This window comes from Mycolicibacterium pallens (assembly GCF_019456675.1).
Lineage (GTDB): Bacteria > Actinomycetota > Actinomycetes > Mycobacteriales > Mycobacteriaceae > Mycobacterium > Mycobacterium crocinum.
Genome location: NZ_CP080333.1, coordinates 1,952,983 through 1,972,578 on the forward strand (window position 1 = coordinate 1,952,983; position 19,596 = coordinate 1,972,578).

Here is a 19,596-nt window from a genome sequence, read left to right on the forward strand (position 1 = left end):
GCAGGGTCAGCGCTGACACTGCAGTTGTTCGCGGCTGCTCTCGACGTTCGTGTGCAACACCTGCAGTCTGGGCGAGGAAGTGCAGTCACCTAGGCTTGATCACCGTGTCCCAGATCTCCCGCGACGACGTCGCCCGGCTAGCCAAGCTGGCCCGGCTGGCCCTGACCGACCACGAACTCGACAGCTTCGCCGGCCAGCTCGACGCCATTTTGGAGCACGTCAGCCAGATTCAGGCCGTCGACACGTCCGATGTGAAGCCGACCGACAACCCGCTGAAAGACGTCAACGTCACCCGGCCCGACGTGGTCCAGGCGTGCCTGACGCAGGAGGAAGCGTTGGCCGAGGCGCCGTCGTCGGCCGAGGGCCGGTTCGCCGTGCCGCAGATTCTCGGGGAGTCCCAGTGAGCGACCTGATCCGACTCGACGCCGCCACCCTCGGCGAAAAGATCGCGGCCAAGGAGGTCTCCTCGGTCGAGGTCACCCAGGCCTGCCTGGATCAGATCGCCGCCACCGACGAGCGTTACCACGCCTTCCTGCACGTCGCCGCCGACGAGGCGCTGGCCAGCGCCGCGCGCATCGACGCCGCCGTCGCCGCCGGGGAGAGCCTGCCGTCACCGCTGGCCGGTGTGCCGCTGGCGCTCAAGGACGTCTTCACCACCACCGATATGCCCACGACATGCGGCTCGAAGATCCTCGAGGGCTGGACTTCGCCGTACGACGCGACCGTCACCGCGCGGCTGCGCGCCGCCGGGACCCCGATCCTCGGCAAGACCAACATGGACGAGTTCGCCATGGGCAGCTCGACGGAGAACTCCGCGTACGGCCCGACCCGCAATCCGTGGGACACCGACCGGACGCCCGGCGGCTCCGGCGGCGGCAGCGCCGCCGCGCTCGCCGCCTTCCAGGCACCGCTGGCCATCGGCTCCGACACCGGCGGCTCGATCCGCCAGCCCGCCGCGCTGACCGCCACCGTCGGGGTCAAACCCACCTACGGCACGGTGTCGCGGTACGGGCTGGTGGCGTGCGCGTCGTCGCTGGACCAGGGCGGGCCCTGCGCCCGCACGGTGCTGGACACCGCGCTGCTGCACTCGGTGATCGCCGGGCACGACCCGCGCGACTCCACGTCGGTCGACGCGCAGGTTCCCGACGTCGTCGCGGCCGCGAAGGCCGGCGCCACCGGCGACCTGTCAGGTGTGCGGATCGGTGTGGTCAAGCAGCTGCGCAACGGCGAGGGCTACCAGCCGGGCGTGCTGTCCTCGTTCAACGCCGCCGTCGAGCAGCTCGAAGCGCTGGGCGCACAGGTCAGCGAGGTCGACTGCCCGCACCTGGACTACTCGCTGTCGGCGTACTACCTGATCCTGCCCTCGGAGGTGTCGAGCAACCTGGCGCGCTTCGACGCCATGCGCTACGGCCTGCGGGTCGGTGACGACGGCACTCGCAGCGCCGAAGAGGTGATGGCCCTGACGCGGGCGGCCGGATTTGGCCCAGAAGTCAAGCGCCGCATCATCATTGGCACTTATGCGCTGTCGGCGGGCTATTACGACGCCTACTACAACCAGGCCCAGAAGGTCCGGACCCTGATCGCGGGCGACCTCGACGCCGCCTACCAGAAGGTGGACGTGCTGGTGTCCCCGGCGACCCCGACCACCGCGTTCCGGCTGGGGGAGAAGGTCGACGATCCGTTGGCGATGTACTTGTTCGACCTGTGCACGCTGCCGTTGAACCTGGCCGGGCACTGCGGAATGTCGGTGCCGTCCGGTCTTTCGGCCGATGACAATCTGCCGGTCGGGCTGCAGATCATGGCGCCTGCCCTGGCCGACGATCGGCTCTATCGGGTAGGAGCCGCCTATGAGACTGCCCGCGGTTCGCTGCCAACGGCGGTCTGACGGGGCAGGATAGGTCCCATGCGTATCGGAGTGCTGACCGGTGGGGGTGACTGTCCGGGCCTGAACGCGGTGATCCGGGCTGTGGTGCGGACCTGCGACGCCCGGTACGGGTCGTCGGTTGTCGGGTTCCTCGACGGCTGGCGGGGGTTGCTCGAGGACCGCCGGATCCAGTTGCACAATGACGACCGCAACAACCGGTTGCTCGCCAAGGGCGGCACCATGCTGGGCACCGCCCGCACGAATCCGGACAAGTTGCGCGCCGGGCTGGACGACATCAAGCAAACGTTGGAAGACAACGGGATTGACGTGCTCATCCCGATCGGTGGCGAGGGAACGCTGACCGCCGCGCACTGGCTGTCCGAGGAGGGTGTGCCCGTCGTCGGTGTGCCCAAGACCATCGACAACGACATCGATTGCACCGACGTGACATTCGGCCACGACACCGCTCTGCAGATCGCCACCGATGCCATCGACCGGCTGCACAGCACGGCCGAGTCGCATCAGCGGGTGATGCTCGTCGAGGTGATGGGACGGCACGCCGGCTGGATCGCGCTGAGTGCCGGGCTGGCGTCCGGCGCGCACATGACGCTGATTCCCGAGCAGCCGTTCGACGTCGAAGAGGTGTGCCGGCTGGTCAAAAAGCGCTTCCAGCGCGGGGAGTCCAGCTTCATCATCGTGGTCGCCGAAGGCGCCAAGCCCGCCGAGGGCTCGATGCAGTTGCGGCAGGGCGGTACCGACGAGTTCGGTCACGAACGCTTCACCGGGGTGGCCCAGCAGCTGGCCGTCGAGGTGGAGAAGCGCATCAAGAAGGAAGTTCGGGTCACCGTGCTCGGCCACGTGCAGCGCGGCGGCACCCCGACGGCCTACGACCGGGTGCTGGCCACCCGGTTCGGGGTGAACGCCGCCGACGCCGCGCATGCCGGCGAGTACGGGATGATGGTGTCGCTGCGCGGCCAGGACATTGGCCGGGTTCCGTTGGCCGAGGCGGTGCGTCAGCTGAAGCTGGTGCCGCAGACCCGTTACGACGACGCCGCCGCGTTCTTCGGCTGAGCTATTCGCCCATTCCCGCGGCGACGAAGTCCACAACGGCGGCCACCGCGTCGGCGGCGGCCGGCCCGCTGGCGCTGACCCGCAGCTGATCGCCCAGCCGACTGTCGAGGCTGACGAGCATGATCATGCTGTCGGCGGCCACCGGGCCGATGTCACGGGTCAGGTTGGTGATGGTCACCGTCGCGTCGAAGGTGCTCAGTTGGGTCACCAGCTTCGCCGCGGGACGGGCGTGAAACCCGTTGGCGTTCACCACTTCTACGTCGCGAGTGACGTCGTGTGCGTCGCCAGTCTCGGGTGCTGCGGCTGGGGGTGAGACGTCGCCGAGGTGTTCCTGCTTGGCCGCCAGCCCGCGCAGTGCCTCGGCGGCCACGTCGGGCAGAGGCGCGCCGGCCGCGGCGGTGACGACGGCGGCCACCAACCCCTCGACCAGGGGTGCGGAGCACAGCGTGACCCGTGCGGCCACGTCGCTGTCGAGGAGTTCCAGGGCCAGCTCCGCCGACATCACCGCGCTGCCGAGATCCATCAGCACCAGCACACCGTCGGGACTGTCGGCCTGTTCGATCGCGGCGGCCACGGCCGTGGCATCGGTTCCAAAGGTCGACTCGTCCAACCCGGCCGCCACCGCCACGGTCGGGCCGGTGCCGTGCGTCATCTCCTCGGCCAAGCCGACGGCGGCCCGCGCCAGGGCCCGGCTGTGCGACACGACGACCAGACCGATCACGAGAGCGCTGCCGCTGCGGTCTCCAGCAGCAGGGTGGCACTCGTCGCGCCCGGATCCTGGTGGCCCGCACTGCGTTCCCCAAGATAACTGGCCCGGCCCTTGCGCGCGACGAGCGGCGTGATGCGGTCCCGGCCCTCGGCGGCTGCGGTGGCCGCGGCTGCCAGTGCCGCCGCGATGCCCTGGTCCGCGGCGGTGTCGTAGGCGGCCGCGGCCGCGGCCAGCGCGTCGTACATCGTCTTGTCATCCAGCTCGGCCTTGCCGCGAGCCTGCACACCCTGCACTCCGGCGCGCAACGCGACACCAAACGTCGTCGCGTCGACCGGGTCGGCGCCCTGCAGCGCGGCACCCAGCCGCAGGAAGAACGTTCCGTACAGCGGTCCGCTGGCCCCGCCGACACTGCTGACCAGTGTCATGCCGACCTTCTTGAACAGCGCGTCGGCGGAGTCGAACGTGGTGTCGTCCAGCACGGCGACGACGGCGGCCATGCCGCGGTCTATGTTGGTGCCGTGATCGGCGTCCCCGATCGCCGAATCCAGCTCGGTCAGCAGTGCGGCGTTGGCATGGATGGCGGCGGCGAACTCCCGCAGCCAGGCGCCGAAGGTCTCGACCGTCATGGCCATATCAGGCACCCCACCGCAGGCCGGGCGTGTTCACCGGGGCATCCCACAGCCGGACCAGCTCGTCGTCGACCTTGAGCAGCGTCACCGAGCAGCCCGCCATCTCCAGCGAGGTGATGTAGTTGCCGACCAGCGACCGCGCGATCGTGATGCCCGCCTTGCCGAGTAGGTGCGCGACCTCGTGGTACATCACGTAGAGCTCGAGCAGCGGCGTACCGCCCATGCCGTTGACGAAGGCGATCACCGGATCCCCGGCCCGAAACGGCAGGTCCGCCACGATCTGGTCGACCAGCAGCGCAGCGATCTCCTTGGCGGGAGCCAGGGGGATCCGCCGGCGTCCCGGCTCGCCGTGAATGCCGATGCCCAGCTCCATCTCGTCGTCGCCGAGCTCGAATGTCGGCTTGCCGGCCGCCGGCACGGTGCAGGAGGTGAGTGCCACGCCCATGCTTCGGCCTTGGGCGTTGACCGTGCGGGCGATCTCGGCCACCTCGGCCAGGGGCCGGCCCTGCTCGGCGGCGGCGCCGGCGATCTTCTCCAGCAGTACCGTCACTCCGACCCCACGCCGGCCCGCCGTGAACAGGCTGTCCTGCACGGCCACGTCGTCGTCGGTGATCACCGCCACCACGTCGATTCCTGTTTCGGCAGAGACCATTTCGGCGGCCATCTCGAAATTCATCACGTCGCCGGTGTAGTTCTTCACGATGTGCAGCACGCCGGCGCCGCCGTCGACTCCGCGGGTAGCGGCGATGATCTGATCCGGCACGGGGGAGGTGAACACCTCACCGGCGCAGGCGGCATCCAGCATGCCGAGCCCGACGAATCCGCCGTGCATCGGTTCGTGCCCCGATCCGCCGCCGGAGACCAGACCGACCTTGCCCGCCACCGGGGCATCCTTTCGGAAGACCACTCGGTTGTCGTGGTCCACCCGCAGCCGGTCACCGTGGGCGGCCGCGAGTCCCAGAAGCGCTTCGCCGACGACATCGGCGGGGTCATTGATCAGCTTCTTCACGCAGCCATCTGAGCACGCGGGCACGGCGCTCACAACGGTCGCTGTCTGCTCGCGGGGAAAAGCGGCCCCACTAGGATTGACGTCATGACTGCTGCTGCGCAGGCTGACCTGCTCGACTACGACGACGTCATCGCCCGCTTCGACCCGGTGCTCGGGCTCGAGGTGCATGTCGAGCTGTCGACGGCCACCAAGATGTTCTGCCCCTGCGCGACGACGTTCGGCGCCGAGCCCAACACCCAGGTGTGCCCGGTCTGCCTCGGTATGCCCGGCGCGTTGCCGGTGCTCAACGAGGCCGCCGTCGAGTCGGCCATCCGCATCGGTTTGGCGCTGAACTGCAGCATCGCGCCGTGGTCGCGGTTCGCGCGGAAGAACTACTTCTACCCCGATCAACCGAAGAACTATCAGATCTCGCAGTACGACGAGCCGATCGCGTTCGACGGCTACCTCGATGTCCCGCTGGACGACGGCAGCACGTTCCGCGTCGCCATCGAGCGCGCGCACATGGAGGAGGACACCGGCAAGCTCACGCACGTCGGTGGCGACACCGGGCGCATTCACGGCGCGACGACCTCGCTGCTCGACGTCAACCGGGCTGGCGTTCCGCTGATCGAGATCGTCACCAAGCCCATCGAGGGTGCCGGCGAACGCGCGCCCGAGGTGGCGCGCGCCTACGTGACCGCGCTGCGAGATCTGTTGCGCGCACTGGATGTCTCCGATGTCCGGATGGATCAAGGCTCACTGCGCTGTGACGCCAACGTGTCGCTGCGCCCGATCGGTCAGGCCGAATTCGGCACGCGCACCGAGACCAAGAACGTCAACTCACTCAAGAGCGTCGAGGTGGCGGTCCGCTACGAAATGCGCCGTCAGGCAGCCATTCTCGTCGACGGCGGCACAATCCATCAGGAGACCCGCCACTTCCACGAGGAGGGCTTCACCTCGCCAGGGCGTGATAAGGAGACCGCCGAGGACTACCGGTATTTCCCGGAGCCCGACCTCGAGCCGGTCGCGCCGAGCGACGAATTGGTGGCGCGGCTACGTGACACCATTCCGGAGCTTCCGTGGTTGTCCCGCAAGCGAATTCAGGACGAATGGGGCATCTCCGACGAGGTGATGCGCGACCTGGTGAACGCCGGTGCGGTCGAGCTGGTGAGCGCGACGGTCGAGGCCGGCGCGCCCAGTGAACAGGCGCGGGCCTGGTGGGGAAACTTCCTGGTGCAGAAGGCCAATGAAGCGGGCGTGGAACTCGCAGCGTTGCCGATCACCCCGGCCCAGGTCGCCAAGGTCGTCGCGCTCGTCGACGAGGGCAAGCTGTCGAACAAGCTGGCCCGTCAGGTCGTCGAGGGTGTACTGGCCGGTGAAGGTGAGCCCGAGCAGGTGATGACCGATCGCGGGCTGGCACTGGTGCGGGACGACTCGCTGATCCAGACCGCCGTCGATGAGGCGCTGGCCGCCAACCCCGACATCGCCGAGAAGATCCGCGGCGGCAAGGTGCAGGCGGCCGGTGCGATCGTCGGTGCGGTGATGAAGGCGACCAAGGGTCAAGCCGACGCCGCGCGCGTACGCGAACTCGTCATGGCGGCCTGCGGCCAGTCGTAGAACTACTGGCGCTGGCCGAGCCACCAGCGGTCATGCAACCGCTTGCAGTGTCGCGCCGACAGCGGCTCGAGCCCGTCGTAGCCCGGCAGCACCGCCGCCGCCCCGGTGAAGTCCTGGTGGGCGGTGTAGTCGGTGGTGACGATGACCGTCGCCAGCCCAGCACCCCTGGCGGCCCGTAGTCCCACGGCGGAGTCTTCGATGGCCATCGCGGCATCGGGCCGGATCCCCAGTTCGTGCAGCGCCCGCTGGTAGGCCTCCGGATCGGGCTTGAGTCTGGTGACGTCGTCGCCGGTGATCGTCACCTCGACCACGCCGTCACCGATGAGCTGACGAACCAGCGGCTCCACCCACGAACGACGCCCGGTGGTCGCGATCCCGATGCGGATGCCGGCGCAGTGCAGACCCCAGATCAGGTCCAGCAACCCCGGCCGGGGGTCGATGTCGCCGTTGAGGATCGAGTCGCGGAACAACGCGGTCTTGGTGCGGTGCACCGCGGTGGCCAACTCGCCGGCGGCCTGGCCGTACCCGCGATCGAGCAGGTCGGCGGCAATCCGGCGCTCGCCGCCGGTGATCCGCAGCAGCCGGCCGTACTCGGCGACATCCCAGTACACGTTGAGCCCGTGGTGGGCGAAGGCGGCGTTGAAGGCCAGACGGTGACCGTCGCGTTCGGTGTCGGCGATCGTCCCGTCGACGTCGAAGATGACGGCTTCTAGAGCGGGCACGTCGGCATAGGCGCACCGCGCCCGATCCCACCAGAACGAGCGGTTCCTGGTAATGGTGTCCGCGTGCATGACCGCCACACACGCAGTATGAGCTGGGCCGATGCCCACCGGCATCCCCCGATAGGGGGGTTGGCGTAGCCAAACGTCACCCATGCCATCGTCGGCCTCCATCTACCTACCGGCCGGCGGCCAGAACGTGGTGCATCAGCACCATCTGGGTGATGGCCAGCGGGGTGCTGCGTTCGTCGGCGCCGATCCGGCCCAGCGCCTCGGGGACCGCCGACCCGTCGCGGCCGAGTGCATGCCACACCATCTTCTCGGCGGTGGCACTTTCCTCCGGGCTGGCGTAGCCGTGCACGTGCACGCTGTCGACCGGTCGCCCGTCACCATCGCGGGCGAGGCGCATGTGGATGGTGCGCGCCATTCCCGGCGCCAGCGCCTCCGAGAGGTCGGGCTGCTGGATGGTGGTGCGCAGCAGCAACGACGCCGAGAGTGGCGTGCCGGGCGCGTCGTCGCGCGCCTCGATGGGGGCGAAGCGGACGACGATGTCGGCGTGCGAGCGCTGGGGGCGGATGAACTGCGCTGATTCGGCCTCCCGTTCGACCAATTCGGCCAGCACCTGCTCCTCGGTGTAGCCACGGCTGGTGGTGTCACGGGTGATCTTCCAGGACCGCCGGATCTGCTCGGGTGGGTCGAGGTAGACGGTGACGTCGAAGCAGGCCCGCGCCAGCTTGCTGTGCAGCGGCAGCAGCCCCTCGACGATGATCACCTCGGCGGGCTCGACGAGCTGCGGACGGATCAACCGCCCGGTGCTGTGGTCGTAGACCGGTTTGAGGATCGGTTGGCCGGTGGCCAGCAACTGCAGGTGCTGGGCCAGGATCGGCAGGTAGTGGCAGTCCGGGTGCAGCGCGGTGAACGGTTTGTGCGCGCGTTCGTAGCGGTCGTAGCGGTGATAGTCGTCGGTGGACAACATCGTGCATCGCTGCGGGCCGAGGGCGTCGACGATCCCCTGGGCGACCGTCGACTTGCCTGCCGCGCTATCTCCGGCAATGGCCAGCAGTACCGGCCGACGACGGTCCTCGTGCGAGGCGCGACGAATGCGAATCATCTTGTCAGCCATCGCTATCCGGGGGTTTGCCGGTGGATTGGCCGAGGGTTCGCAGTGCGGTCTCGGCCACCGCGGCCGCCGACAAGCCGAGGTGTTCGGCGACCTGCGGCCCGGGCCCGCTCTCACCGAAGCGGCTGAGGCCCACCACGGCGTCACCCGGCCCGGCCAATGCACGCCAGCCGGTCGGGACGCCCGCTTCGATCCACACCGTGGGCGTCTCGGGGCGATCGTTCGGGTCGCGCGCGGCCTCAAGCCACTCCCGGCACATCACCGATGTGACGGCGGCATCCACGCCGCGTTCGGCCAGTAGGTCGGCGGCCTGCAGCGCCAGGGCGACCTCGGAACCGGATGCGCCGAGCACGACGTCGGCCCGGTCCAGTGCGGTGCGGACGGTGCGGGCGCCGTGCACGCGGATGTCCTCGAGGCCGGCGGCGCCGAGTCCCGGCAGGTCCTGGCGGGACAGGACCAGCGCGGTGGGCCCGTCCAGGTTGGCGGCTGCGAGTTCCCAGGCCAGCGCGGTCTCGGCGGCATCGGCCGGCCGCAGCACCGTGAGCCCGGGGATCAGCCGCAGCGACTCGAGCTGTTCGATGGGCTGATGGGTGGGCCCGTCCTCGCCGACGTGCACGGAGTCATGGGTGAACAGATAGAGGACCGGCAACCGCATCAGCGCCGAGAGGCGAAGTGCGGGGCGCAGGTAGTCGGCGAACACCAAGAACGTGCTGCCGAACGGTCGCAGTCCGCCGTGCAGAGCGATTCCGTTCATGACCGCGGCCATGGCGTGCTCGCGGATTCCGAAGTGAATGGTGCGTCCCGCGTAGTCCCCGGGGGCGATATCGCCCCCGGGGATCGCGGTGTTGGTCGACGCCGCGAGGTCGGCGGATCCGCCGATCAGTCCGGGGTACACCTCGGCGAGCGCGGTCAGCGCCGCTCCGGAGGCCTTGCGGGTGGCCATGGTCGACTCCGCGACCTCGCCACTGAGCTGAGTCAGGACGTCCACGGTCGCCGGTTCCGGCACCCGGTCGAGCGGGAAGTGTTGTGCCAGTCCCGGATTCGCCTCTTTCCAGTCGGCGTGCATCTGCTCCCAGACGGCGCGGGCGGCGCCGCCTTGCGTGGCGGCGGCCAACGCGGTATCGGAAACCGCTGTCGGAACGTGGAATTCGGTGTCCGGCCAGTCCAATCGGGCCCGCATGGCGGCGAGTGTCTGCGGCCCCAGCGGACTGCCATGGGCTTTCGAGGTGCCCTCGACTCCGGGTGCGCCGTAGCCGATGGTGGTCTTCACCCGGATGAACGTCGGCCGGTCCTCGTTCTCCCGCGCCGCGGCAAATGCGCGATCGAGGGCAGGCACGTTATTGCCGTCCTCGACGCGCAGCACGTGCCATCCATAGGCGGTGAAGCGGGCTTCGACGTCGTCGGCGCAACTGCGCTGCGCAGGCCCGTCGATGGTGATGTTGTTGTCGTCGAAGATGACTGCCAGCTTGCCGAGACCGAGTCGCCCGGCCAGCGATGCCGCCTCGTGGCTGATGCCTTCCATCAGGCAGCCGTCACCGGCCAGCACCCACACGCGGTGATCGACGACGGTGTGCTCGTCGGTGTTGCAGCGCTGCGCCAACATTCGTTCGGCCAGAGCCATTCCCACCGCGTTGGCCAGTCCCTGACCCAGCGGGCCGGTGGTGGTCTCGACGCCGGGGGTGTGGCCGTACTCGGGGTGTCCGGGAGTCTTGGATCCGAGCTGGCGGAACCGGCGCAGCTCGTCAGCGGGCAGGTCGTAACCGAACACGTGTAGCAGGGCGTACAGCAGCATCGAGCCATGGCCTGCCGAGAGCACGAACCGGTCCCGGTCCGGCCAGTTCGGATTGGCCGGGTCGTGGCGTAGATGTCGCGACCACAACGTCCATCCAATGCCGGCCGCGCCGAGCGGCAAGCCGGGGTGACCGCTGTTGGCGGCCTGCACGCCGTCGGCGGCCAGGAACCGAATCGTGTTGAGCGCGAGAAGATCCAGCTCGTCGGTTCGGGCTTCGTCCTCGACGCTTGGGGCCACGGTCATCGCAGGACCAGCCGTTGCGTTGCGGCGGTGCGCATTTCATCCGCGCGGTCGTTCATGCTGCCCGGTCCACTGAACAATGCGGAACCGGTGCAGAACACGTCGGCTCCGGCAGCGGCGGCCGCACCGATGGTCGCGGTGTTGATTCCGCCGTCGACCTCGAGCTCGATATCCAAGCCACGCCGGTCGATCTCGGCGCGCGCCGCGGCAATCTTGGGTTCCATGTCGGCCAGATAGCGTTGGCCGCCGAAGCCGGGGTTGACCGTCATCACCAGCAACAGATCGGTCACGTCGAGGACGTTGACAACGGCGTCCAGTGGTGTCGCCGGGTTGAGCGCCACTCCCGCCAGTGCTCCGAGATCCCTGATGTGCGACAGGGTTCGATGCAGATGGCGGCAGGCTTCAGCGTGCACGATGACGATCTGGCATCCCGCGTCGACCCAGCGGTGCAACATCGGATCGGGGTCGTCGACCATGAGATGTGCCTCGAAGCCGATCGGGGTGCGGCTGCGGTTGGCGGCGATCACGTCCGGCCCGAACGTCAGGTTGGGCACGAATGACCCGTCCATCACATCCCATTGGATGCGGTCGATCCCGGCCTTGTCGATCTGCTCGACGTCACGGCCGAGCTCGGCGAAGTCCGCCGGCAGCACCGAGGCCACCAGCTTGGGTGCCGATATCGTCCTCACGCTCATCAGCGCGCACCTCCTCGTTTCTGGGGCGAATGCTAGGACCGGCAGGCCCGGGCTGATGTCCCCCGAAGGGGGGACCGATCGAGTTAAGTTGCCGGGATTGAAAAGACCTGTGCCTTATCGTGGTCGCATGACCGCACCGACGACGAATGGACCTGTGCGAGTCGTTCTCGTCGACGATCACGAGATGGTCATCGAAGGTCTCAAGGCCATGCTCTCCCCGTTCAAGAATCGAGTGCGGGTGGTGGGGGAGGCCGTGGGTGTCGACATGGCGCTGAACGTGATCGCCAGCCTCAAGCCCGACATCGTGCTGTGCGACGTGCGGATGCAGGGTGCCAGCGGTCTTGATCTGTGCCGCGCGGTTCGCGAGCGCGACCCCGAGCGCAAAGTGATCCTGTTGTCGGTCTACGACGACGAGCAGTATCTGTTCCAGGCATTGCGGGTCGGCGCGTCGGGATATCTGCTGAAGGGCATCAGCAGTGACGAACTCGTGCGGCAGCTCGAACTGGTGCAGGGCGGGGCGACGGCGATCGACCCCGGCCTGGCGGCCCGTGCCGTCGACACGGCGGCCCGATTGCAACGCGACGAGTTCTGGCCGGGTGCGCGCCACGGCCTGACTCAACGCGAAAGCGAGATCCTGTCGTTCGTCGTGACCGGGCTGTCCAACCGCGGTATCGCCACCAAGTTGGTGATCGGTGACGAGACCGTGAAGAGCCACCTTCGGTCGATCTACCGCAAGCTCGGGGTCAGCGACCGCACCAGCGCCGTGGCCACCGCCCTGCGGGAGGGCATCTTCCAGTGATGCCGACCGGGGGCCTCGGCGCTCACGACGTCCACGGCCTGGTCGACGCCGACCGCGAGGTGGCGCTGCTGCTCGACATCATCGCCGCCACCTCCAGCGGACCCGGAGTGGAACCGATGGCCGCCGCCGTCGCCCGGATGATCACCGCCGCCACCGCGTCCGACGTGTGCTTCGTCCACGTTCTCGACGACACCGACCGCTCGCTGACTCTGGCCGGTGCCACTCCGCCGTTCGACGAGCAGGTCGGCCGGGTGCGGCTGCCGCTGGGGTCGGGGGTCTCGGGTTGGGTGGCCAGCCATCGCGAGCCGGTGGTGATCATCAGCAACAAGGAGGACGATCCGCGCTACGTGCCGATCGTGTCGCTGCGGGGGTCGGATTTCACCTCGATGGCCTCGGCGCCGATGGAGACCGAGCCCGGCGGTCTGGTCGGAGTTCTCAACGTACACACCATTTCTCGACGTGACTTCACCCCGCGTGACATCCAGCTGCTGCTGGTGATCGGGCGGCTGATCGCCGGAGCGCTGCACCAGGCGCGGCTGCACCGGCAGCTCAGTGCCCGCGAGCGGGCCCACGAGAACTTCGCCGAGCAGGTGATCGCCGCTCAGGAAAGCGAGCGCCGCCGGCTGGCCGCCGACATCCACGACGGCATCTCACAACGCCTGGTCAGCCTCACCTACCGGCTGGACGCCGCCGCGCGGGCCGTCGACGACGCCGAGACGGCCGAGGCCGTCGAACAGATCGAGAAGGCGCGTGATCTGGCCGATCTCACACTCGCCGAGGCCCGCTCGGCCATCGGCGGTCTGCGCCCTCCGGTGCTCGACGACCTCGGCCTGGCTGGCGGGCTGGCCAGCCTGGCCTCGTCGATCATGGAAGTGGATCTGGAACTCGAGCTCGCCGACGAGCGGCTGCCCGAGCACATCGAGGTCGCGCTGTACCGCATCGCTCAGGAGAGCTTGCAGAACGTGGTCAAGCACTCACGCGCGCTGACGGCGACGGTGTCGTTCACCGTCGCCGACGGTGTCGCCCGGCTCGAGGTGTCCGACAACGGGATTGGCTTCGACCCGGGCGAGGAACGGGTGCCGGGCACCAATAATGTCGGCGGTTACGGCATGTTGTCGATGGCCGAGCGGGCCGAGCTCGTCGGCGGTAGGCTCGCGGTCCGGGCACGGCCCGGCTCGGGAACCACTGTGACGGTGACGATTCCGCTCGACGTCAGCGATCCGGCTCAGACCGACTGAAGCTCGCCGCGCATCCGCACCGCCGCCGCGTTGGCCGCGACGTGCGCCGACAGCGCCGCCTGACCGTCGCCGATTCGTTCCTCGTCGCCGCGCCAGGCCGCGAGCGCCGGTGACACCAGTGCCCGGCCGAACGAGAAGGTCAGCGGCCACGGAGTGTCGTAGCTCTGCATCGCGGCCAGGTTCGCGGTGGCCCGCTGCGGGGGCTGACCGCCGGACAGGAATGCCACCCCCGCGAGGTCGCCGGGCCAGCTGCGCAGCACGTCGACCGTGGCGGCGGCCACCTCGTCGGGGGTGGCCGGGTGCGGATGATCGTCACCTTCGGTGACCATGTTCGGCTTCAGCACGATCCCGGCCAGGTCGACATTGAGCAGCGCCAGTTGCTCGCGCACGCTCTGGTGGACGGCGGCGGTGACCTCGGTGCAGCGCCCGATGCCGTGGGCGCCGGCCATCAGCACCTCGGGTTCGACGATCGGGACCAAGCCCGCCTCCTGGCAGGCCGCCGCGTAGCGCGCCAGCGCATTGGCGTTGGTCACGATCGAACCGCGGCTGGGTGTGTTGTCGGTGATGGTGAACACCGCACGCCACTTCGCGAACGCCGCACCGGTTTTCGCGTATTCGGCCAAACGCTCGGCCAAGCCGTCGAGCCCCTCCGTAACGGTCTCACCGGGAAGGCCGGGGCAGGGTTTGGCACCGGTGTCGACCTTGATGCCGGGCAGGATCCCCCGGGCGCGGCACGCGTCGGGAAAGGGAGTGCCATCGGCGAACGTCTGATTCAGCGTCTCATCGCAAAAGATGATGCCCGAGACGCCGTACGCCAAATCCGGTGCCGTCGCGAGCAATTCACGGTAGTCGCGACGACTCAGCGCGGTGGGTTCGACGCCGGCGTTCTTCAGCCGGGACGACATCGTGCCGATGCTCTCGTCGGCGGCCAGAATGCCCTTGCCGAATGTGGTCATCTGCTGGGCGATCTGTCGAATCGTGGTCATGGCGAGCCTCCCTGGTTCCGGGTTCGGGCGTGAGCAGACACACGGCCACCCCAAAGTGCCTCGAAACGTGTGACTTTGCGTCTGCTCGTCGTGCTCCGGTCACGGTAGGGACGGTCGAGCGGTCAAACCTCACCCAAGCGGTGGACGGTTCGGGGGAGTGATCAATAGTGAAGTAATCAGTCAAGAGTTAGGGCAGAATTCTAGATAGACAGGTTCAGTGTTGGACGGGCAGCATTCGAAGCATGACGCAGAGATGGAACGCGGGGGTCATCCCCTACGCAGAGATGGGTTACTGGCAGCCGGACTACGTGCCGAAGGACTCCGACGTCCTGTGCGCGTTCCGGATCACCCCGCAGGACGGTGTGCCACCCGAAGAGGCCGGCGCCGCTGTCGCGGGCGAGTCCAGCACGGCGACCTGGACGGTGGTGTGGACCGACCGGCTCACGACGTTCGAGCATTATCAGGCCAAGTGTTATCGGGTCGACGCGGTGCCGGGCACACCCGGGCAGTGGATCGCCTGGATCGCCTACGACCTGGACCTGTTCGAGGAGGGCTCGATCGCCAACCTCACCAGCTCGATCATCGGCAATGTCTTCGGGTTCAAACCGCTGAAGGCACTGCGGCTGGAAGACATGCGGATCCCGACCCAGTACGTCAAGACCTTCCAGGGACCCGCGCACGGAATCGTCATGGAGCGTGAGCATCTGGGCAAGTTCGGCCGCCCGCTGCTGGGCGCCACCACCAAGCCCAAGCTCGGACTCTCGGCACGCAACTACGGCCGTGTGGTCTACGAGGCCCTGCGCGGCGGACTGGACTTCACCAAGGACGACGAGAACATCAACTCCCAGCCCTTCATGCGCTGGCGGGACCGGTTCCTCTACTGCATGGAGGCGGTCAACCGCGCCCAGGCGTCCACCGGCGAGATCAAGGGCCACTACCTCAACATCACCGCCGGGACCATGGAGGAGATGTACGAGCGGGCCAATTTCGCCGCCGAATTGGGCTCGGCGATCGTGATGATCGACCTCACGATCGGCTACACCGCGATCCAGTCGATGGCCAAGTGGGCCCGCGACAACAGCGTGATCCTGCACCTGCATCGGGCCGGTCACGGCACCTATACCCGGCAGAAGACCCACGGTGTGAGCTTCCGGGTGATCTCGAAATGGATGCGGCTGGCCGGTGTCGACCACATCCACGCCGGCACCGTGGTGGGCAAGCTGGAAGGCGACCCCAACACCACCGCCGGGTTCTACGACACCCTGCGGCTGGACCACGTCGACGCCGATCCGGTGAAAGGCCTGTTCTTCGATCAGGATTGGGCGTCGATGCCCGGAGTGATGCCGGTGGCCTCCGGTGGTATCCACGCCGGCCAGATGCACCAGCTGATCCACTACCTCGGCGAGGACGTGGTGCTCCAGTTCGGTGGCGGCACGATCGGCCATCCGATGGGCATCGCGGCGGGGGCCGAGGCCAACCGGGTCGCGCTGGAGGCGATGATCAAGGCGCGCAACGAAGGTCGCGACTACTACAAAGAGGGCCCTGACATTCTGAAGAAGGCCGCCAGCCGCAATCGTGCACTGGACACCGCGCTGGCGACCTGGGGTGACATCACCTTCAACTACGAATCCACCGACACCCCCGACGTCGTCGCCACCCCGACGAGCATCTGAGGAGATGAGTATGCGAATCACCCAGGGCACCTTCTCCTATCTGCCCGATTTCACCGACGAGGAGATCACCGCGCAGATCGATTACGCGCTCAGTCACGGCTGGCCGCTGTCGGTGGAGTTCACCGACGATCCGCACCCGCGCAACATCTATTGGGAGATGTGGGGCCTGCCGATGTTCGATCTGATGGACGCCGCGGGAGTGCTGATGGAGGTCAACGCCTGCCGCGCCGCCTACCCGGACCACTACATCCGGCTCAACGCCTATGACGCCAGCCTCGGCAGGCAGACCACGGCACTGTCCTTCATCGTGAACCGGCCACCGGATGAGCCCGGCTTCCGGCTGGATCGGGCCGAGCGGGCCAACCGCACGATTGGTTACACCACGCACGCCTACGCCACCGATCGCCCGGCTGGCCGGCGATACCCCGGCGAGTGAGGCGACGGTGACCACGGCCGCCAATCCACGGGTGTCGTTCGGATTTCGGTCCGACGACACGGAGCCCGAGGTGCTGTCGGCCGATGCCGTCGTGGATCTCGCTGCTGCCCGACATGATTCGGGTATTGACGATGTTCTTGGCCGGCTCGACGCCGAGCTGGTGGGCCTCGAGCCAGTCAAGACACGTATCGCCGAGATCGCCGCACTGCTGTTGGTGGACCGGATGCGGGCGCGGTTCGGTATCGACGCCGTGCAACCCACCCTGCACATGTGCTTCACCGGTAACCCGGGCACCGGCAAGACCACGGTGGCGCTGCGGATGGCCGACCTGTTGCACCGGCTGGGCTATCTGCGGCGCGGTCATCTGGTCAGCGTCACCCGCGACGACCTGGTGGGGGAGTACGTCGGGCACACCGCACCCAAGACCAAGGAGGTCATCAAGCGGGCGATGGGCGGCGTGCTGTTCATCGACGAGGCCTACTACCTCTACAAGGTCGAGAACGAACGTGACTACGGTTCCGAGGCGATCGAGATCCTGCTGCAGGTGATGGAGAACAACCGCGACGATCTCGTGGTGATCCTGGCCGGATACGCCGACAAGATGGACCAGTTCTTCTCAGCGAATCCCGGCATGCAAAGCCGTATCGCCCACCATATTTCGTTCCCGGACTACACCGTCGACGAACTCGGTCAGATCGCCGCATTGATGAGCGAAGCCATGGGGTATGGGTTCTCCGAGGAGGCCGCGTCGGTGTTCGGCGACTACCTGCGCCTGCGGGTGGATCAGCCCTGGTTCGCCAACGCCCGCAGCGTCCGCAATGCGCTGGAGCGGGCGCGGCTTCGACACGCGCGGCGGCTGTTGGCGCAGCCCGGCGCCGTCGGCCTGGCAGAGTTGTCGACGATCGAGCCCGCGGATCTGTTGAGCAGCCGCGTATTCGACGGTGGCGAAGGGCAGGTACCGCGATGACGACGAAGGCCAGGCTGCGCGCACTTGTCGAGCTCGCCGACACCGGATCGGTGCGGGGTGCCGCTGAGCGTCTGGTGGTGACCGAATCCTCGATATCGTCGGCTGTGCGGGCGCTATCGGCTGAGATCGGTATCGCGCTGATCGACCGAGACGGCAGGGGTGTCAAGCTGACGGCGGCCGGTCAGTGCTACGTCGAATACGCCCGCCGAATACTCGGCCTGCACGATGAGGCCATTCTGGCTGCCCGCGGGGAGGCCGACCCCGAGAACGGCTCGGTCCGCCTGGCCGCCGTCACGACAGCTGGTGAGCTGTTGATCCCGGCGGCACTGGCGTCGTTTCGGGCCAGGTACCCGGGGGTGGTGCTTCACCTTGAGGTGGCCTCGCGCAACGCGGTATGGCCCATGCTCGCCCGCCACGAGGTCGATCTGGTGGTGGCCGGCCGCCCGCCTGATGATCTGCGCAAGAAGACCAGAGTGCGTGCGGTGAGCCCGAATACCCTGATTGTCGTCGGGCAACCGTCTGCGGCAACGAATTTCGAGCCCTCATCGGCGACTTGGCTGCTGCGCGAGCCGGGCTCTGGCACCCGGTCGGCCACGATGGCGTTGCTCGACGATCTCGACGTGAGGCCGCCGCTGCTGGTACTCGGTTCGCATGGTGCGGTGGTCGCCGCCGCCGGGGCGGGTCTGGGCGTCACGCTGGTGTCCCAGCAGGCGGTTGCGGCCCAGCTGGACAGCGGGGCCCTCGTGCAGATCCCGGTTGCCGGCACGCCGTTGAACCGGCCGTGGCATCTGGTCAGTCAGCTCACCCCGACCATGTCGACCCAGCTGTTGGTCAAACATCTGGTCGCGGAGCGCGGGTTGGGCTGGCGCCCGATCAGCGCGGTCCGCAGCGCCGCTTCCTAGCCAATAGATCAGCGCCGCAGAGTTTCTGACGGCGCCTCGCCCCAACGCTTGCGGTACTCGACGGCGAAGCTGCCCAGGTGATGGAACCCCCAGCGTTCGGCCACCTGGGTGACGGTCACGCCGTCGGAGGGCAGCGCGTCGGCCAGCTCCTCGTGCACGCGTTCCAGGCGGCGTTCCCGAACGAAACTCATCGGGCTCATTCCCAGTTCCTCGCGGAAACCCTGCTGGATGGATCGCACGCTCATGTGCACGGCTCTGGCGATGGCGTCCATCGTGATCCGCTCGGCCAGGTGGTCGTCGACGTAGTTCATCGCGTTCTGCACCACGGCCCGACGCTGGTCGGACGGCGGTGGCGCGAGGAACTCCTCGTGATAATTCGACGGCTGCAACTGCAGCAGGCTGCTCATCACGAGTTCTTCCACCGCACCGATGCCCTGGCCCCGCTGGATCAGGGAACCCTCGTGGAACACCTCGGTGTGAATGAGCTGGACGGCGGTGTGCCACCGCATGGCGGCTTCGGTGGCCATGTCGAACTCGGGCTCGAACACCAGCGGGCGCTTGAGGCTTCGGCCCAGCAGGCGCGTGAGATGCGCCGCCATCGCCCGTTCCTCCACCCTGATGATCAGCTGCGGGGAGTCGTGGTCGAAAGCCATCCGCAGCGACACCCCCGGGCTGGTTACTGCCGAGCGGATCGTATTGGCCTCGAACGTTTTTCCGCGATGCTCGACGATCGCACGCCCGTTCATCGGCATGTGCACGCCGTAGTAGGGGCCGAGCATCGGGATGTCGATCGCCGCCGCCACATGCACGTCCAGGTAGAGCATGCTGACGTTGCGCAACCGCACGCCGTGCATCGTGGCAGCAAACCCGCTGACCTGGTTGGGCGCGACCGTGAGGCTCAGCGGCCCGAGGGTCTTGGCGATCAGTCGGGACGCCTCCGGGACGTCCTCGGTGTAGAAGATCTCATTGTGGGCCAGCGCCGGCGGCACACCCCGGGAGCGGACCTTGCGGCGCACCGGATTGCTGGTGCGACGGACGTCGATGTAGCCGAGGCGGGTGAGGCGCGACATTAGCTCTGACCACGGATTTTCCGGCCGAAAAATGAAGTTTTGGTTAAAGTATCCGCGGTAATCACGCAAGCCTCCCAGCTT

General features: G+C 67.9%; 19 protein-coding genes. 10 read left to right on the forward strand and 9 right to left on the reverse strand.

The window, feature by feature from the left end:
• Positions 1-104: 104 nt before the first annotated feature.
• Genes gatC through K0O64_RS09640 form a run of 3 tightly spaced genes read left to right on the forward strand, consistent with a single transcriptional unit; the run spans position 105 to position 2,935 of the window.
• The gene (gene gatC, locus K0O64_RS09630) at positions 105-404 is read left to right on the forward strand and encodes an Asp-tRNA(Asn)/Glu-tRNA(Gln) amidotransferase subunit GatC (protein WP_071946497.1); all 300 of its coding nucleotides are present in this window, start codon (positions 105-107) and stop codon (positions 402-404) included.
• Positions 401-1,885 carry an Asp-tRNA(Asn)/Glu-tRNA(Gln) amidotransferase subunit GatA gene (gene gatA, locus K0O64_RS09635; RefSeq protein WP_071946495.1) on the forward strand — a complete coding sequence of 495 codons (1,485 nt, stop codon included), beginning with the start codon at positions 401-403 and terminating at the stop codon, positions 1,883-1,885. Before gatC ends, gatA begins: the two co-directional genes overlap by 4 nt.
• An 18-nt stretch (positions 1,886-1,903) precedes the next feature.
• Positions 1,904-2,935: an ATP-dependent 6-phosphofructokinase gene (locus tag K0O64_RS09640; RefSeq protein WP_071946493.1), complete on the forward strand. Its 1,032-nt coding sequence runs from the start codon at positions 1,904-1,906 to the stop codon at positions 2,933-2,935.
• A 1-nt stretch (position 2,936) separates the two neighbouring features.
• On the opposite strand, the gene dhaM is transcribed toward K0O64_RS09640, so the two are convergent.
• The 3 genes from dhaM to dhaK are packed head-to-tail and all read right to left on the reverse strand — an operon-like array spanning position 2,937 to position 5,282.
• A complete protein-coding gene (gene dhaM, locus K0O64_RS09645; protein WP_096310963.1) occupies positions 2,937-3,656 on the reverse strand; it encodes a dihydroxyacetone kinase phosphoryl donor subunit DhaM in 720 nt (239 codons plus the stop codon).
• Positions 3,653-4,270 carry a dihydroxyacetone kinase subunit DhaL gene (dhaL, locus tag K0O64_RS09650; protein WP_096312775.1) on the reverse strand — a complete coding sequence of 206 codons (618 nt, stop codon included), beginning with the start codon at positions 4,268-4,270 and terminating at the stop codon, positions 3,653-3,655. Before dhaL ends, dhaM begins: the two co-directional genes overlap by 4 nt.
• 7 nt (positions 4,271-4,277) lie before the next feature.
• The gene (gene dhaK, locus K0O64_RS09655; protein WP_096310964.1) at positions 4,278-5,282 is read right to left on the reverse strand and encodes a dihydroxyacetone kinase subunit DhaK; all 1,005 of its coding nucleotides are present in this window, start codon (positions 5,280-5,282) and stop codon (positions 4,278-4,280) included.
• Between the two features lie 84 nt (positions 5,283-5,366).
• On the opposite strand from dhaK, the gene gatB reads away from it, so the two are divergent.
• Positions 5,367-6,878, forward strand: coding sequence for an Asp-tRNA(Asn)/Glu-tRNA(Gln) amidotransferase subunit GatB (gene gatB, locus K0O64_RS09660; protein ID WP_096310965.1), 1,512 nt, complete (start codon positions 5,367-5,369; stop codon positions 6,876-6,878).
• A gap of 2 nt (positions 6,879-6,880) precedes the next feature.
• Here gatB and K0O64_RS09665 read toward each other — a convergent pair whose 3' ends face one another.
• The 4 genes from K0O64_RS09665 to rpe all read right to left on the reverse strand — a co-directional run bounded on the left by K0O64_RS09665 (position 6,881) and on the right by rpe (position 11,444).
• Positions 6,881-7,669 (reverse strand): HAD-IA family hydrolase, encoded by a 789-nt coding sequence (locus tag K0O64_RS09665; RefSeq protein ID WP_096312776.1) that lies wholly within the window; start codon positions 7,667-7,669, stop codon positions 6,881-6,883.
• 106 nt (positions 7,670-7,775) lie between these two features.
• Complete coding sequence (locus K0O64_RS09670) at positions 7,776-8,720, reverse strand: phosphoribulokinase (RefSeq protein WP_096310966.1); 945 nt, start codon at positions 8,718-8,720, stop codon at positions 7,776-7,778.
• Positions 8,713-10,752: a transketolase gene (gene tkt, locus K0O64_RS09675; protein WP_096310967.1), complete on the reverse strand. Its 2,040-nt coding sequence runs from the start codon at positions 10,750-10,752 to the stop codon at positions 8,713-8,715. The genes K0O64_RS09670 and tkt overlap by 8 nt, the downstream gene beginning before the upstream one ends.
• Entirely contained in the window at positions 10,749-11,444 is a 696-nt protein-coding gene (rpe, locus tag K0O64_RS09680) for a ribulose-phosphate 3-epimerase (protein ID WP_096310968.1), read from the reverse strand. The genes tkt and rpe overlap by 4 nt, the downstream gene beginning before the upstream one ends.
• A 127-nt stretch (positions 11,445-11,571) precedes the next feature.
• Here rpe and K0O64_RS09685 point away from each other — a divergent pair, with 127 nt between their 5' ends.
• Both K0O64_RS09685 and K0O64_RS09690 read left to right on the forward strand, forming a co-directional pair.
• A complete protein-coding gene (locus tag K0O64_RS09685; protein WP_096310969.1) occupies positions 11,572-12,243 on the forward strand; it encodes a response regulator in 672 nt (223 codons plus the stop codon).
• Positions 12,243-13,481, forward strand: a complete 1,239-nt coding sequence (locus K0O64_RS09690; protein WP_220046306.1) for a GAF domain-containing sensor histidine kinase — start codon at positions 12,243-12,245, stop codon at positions 13,479-13,481. The genes K0O64_RS09685 and K0O64_RS09690 overlap by 1 nt, the downstream gene beginning before the upstream one ends.
• Here K0O64_RS09690 and K0O64_RS09695 read toward each other — a convergent pair.
• The gene (locus K0O64_RS09695; RefSeq protein WP_096310971.1) at positions 13,469-14,467 is read right to left on the reverse strand and encodes a class I fructose-bisphosphate aldolase; all 999 of its coding nucleotides are present in this window, start codon (positions 14,465-14,467) and stop codon (positions 13,469-13,471) included. The genes K0O64_RS09690 and K0O64_RS09695 overlap by 13 nt on opposite strands.
• Positions 14,468-14,709: 242 nt before the next feature.
• Between K0O64_RS09695 and K0O64_RS09700 the strand changes: the two genes are divergently transcribed.
• From K0O64_RS09700 to K0O64_RS09715, 4 genes are read left to right on the forward strand one after another with little or no spacing between them, the layout of a single operon-like run.
• On the forward strand, positions 14,710-16,140 hold the full coding sequence (locus tag K0O64_RS09700) for a form I ribulose bisphosphate carboxylase large subunit (RefSeq protein WP_071946474.1): 1,431 nt from the start codon (positions 14,710-14,712) through the stop codon (positions 16,138-16,140).
• 10 nt (positions 16,141-16,150) lie between these two features.
• Positions 16,151-16,576 carry a ribulose bisphosphate carboxylase small subunit gene (locus K0O64_RS09705; RefSeq protein ID WP_096310972.1) on the forward strand — a complete coding sequence of 142 codons (426 nt, stop codon included), beginning with the start codon at positions 16,151-16,153 and terminating at the stop codon, positions 16,574-16,576.
• Positions 16,577-16,583: 7 nt separating this feature from the next.
• Positions 16,584-17,543 (forward strand): CbbX protein, encoded by a 960-nt coding sequence (cbbX, locus tag K0O64_RS09710; RefSeq protein ID WP_096310973.1) that lies wholly within the window; start codon positions 16,584-16,586, stop codon positions 17,541-17,543.
• Positions 17,540-18,445 (forward strand): LysR family transcriptional regulator, encoded by a 906-nt coding sequence (locus tag K0O64_RS09715; RefSeq protein ID WP_096310974.1) that lies wholly within the window; start codon positions 17,540-17,542, stop codon positions 18,443-18,445. Before cbbX ends, K0O64_RS09715 begins: the two co-directional genes overlap by 4 nt.
• An 8-nt stretch (positions 18,446-18,453) precedes the next feature.
• Here the strand turns inward: K0O64_RS09715 and K0O64_RS09720 are convergent, their stop codons facing one another.
• Entirely contained in the window at positions 18,454-19,515 is a 1,062-nt protein-coding gene (locus K0O64_RS09720) for an AraC family transcriptional regulator (RefSeq protein WP_096310975.1), read from the reverse strand.
• Positions 19,516-19,596: the final 81 nt, after the last annotated feature.

Coding starts and splice junctions, on each gene's coding strand:
- K0O64_RS09640 (WP_071946493.1), top strand. CDS start 1,904: ATGCGTATCGGAGTGCTGACCGGTGGGGGTGACTGTCCGGGCCTGAAC.
- dhaL (WP_096312775.1), bottom strand. CDS start 4,270: ATGACGGTCGAGACCTTCGGCGCCTGGCTGCGGGAGTTCGCCGCCGCC.
- gatB (WP_096310965.1), top strand. CDS start 5,367: ATGACTGCTGCTGCGCAGGCTGACCTGCTCGACTACGACGACGTCATC.
- K0O64_RS09665 (WP_096312776.1), bottom strand. CDS start 7,669: ATGCACGCGGACACCATTACCAGGAACCGCTCGTTCTGGTGGGATCGG.
- K0O64_RS09670 (WP_096310966.1), bottom strand. CDS start 8,720: ATGGCTGACAAGATGATTCGCATTCGTCGCGCCTCGCACGAGGACCGT.
- tkt (WP_096310967.1), bottom strand. CDS start 10,752: ATGACCGTGGCCCCAAGCGTCGAGGACGAAGCCCGAACCGACGAGCTG.
- rpe (WP_096310968.1), bottom strand. CDS start 11,444: ATGAGCGTGAGGACGATATCGGCACCCAAGCTGGTGGCCTCGGTGCTG.
- K0O64_RS09685 (WP_096310969.1), top strand. CDS start 11,572: ATGACCGCACCGACGACGAATGGACCTGTGCGAGTCGTTCTCGTCGAC.
- K0O64_RS09690 (WP_220046306.1), top strand. CDS start 12,243: ATGCCGACCGGGGGCCTCGGCGCTCACGACGTCCACGGCCTGGTCGAC.
- K0O64_RS09695 (WP_096310971.1), bottom strand. CDS start 14,467: ATGACCACGATTCGACAGATCGCCCAGCAGATGACCACATTCGGCAAG.
- K0O64_RS09700 (WP_071946474.1), top strand. CDS start 14,710: ATGACGCAGAGATGGAACGCGGGGGTCATCCCCTACGCAGAGATGGGT.
- K0O64_RS09705 (WP_096310972.1), top strand. CDS start 16,151: ATGCGAATCACCCAGGGCACCTTCTCCTATCTGCCCGATTTCACCGAC.
- K0O64_RS09715 (WP_096310974.1), top strand. CDS start 17,540: ATGACGACGAAGGCCAGGCTGCGCGCACTTGTCGAGCTCGCCGACACC.
- K0O64_RS09720 (WP_096310975.1), bottom strand. CDS start 19,515: ATGTCGCGCCTCACCCGCCTCGGCTACATCGACGTCCGTCGCACCAGC.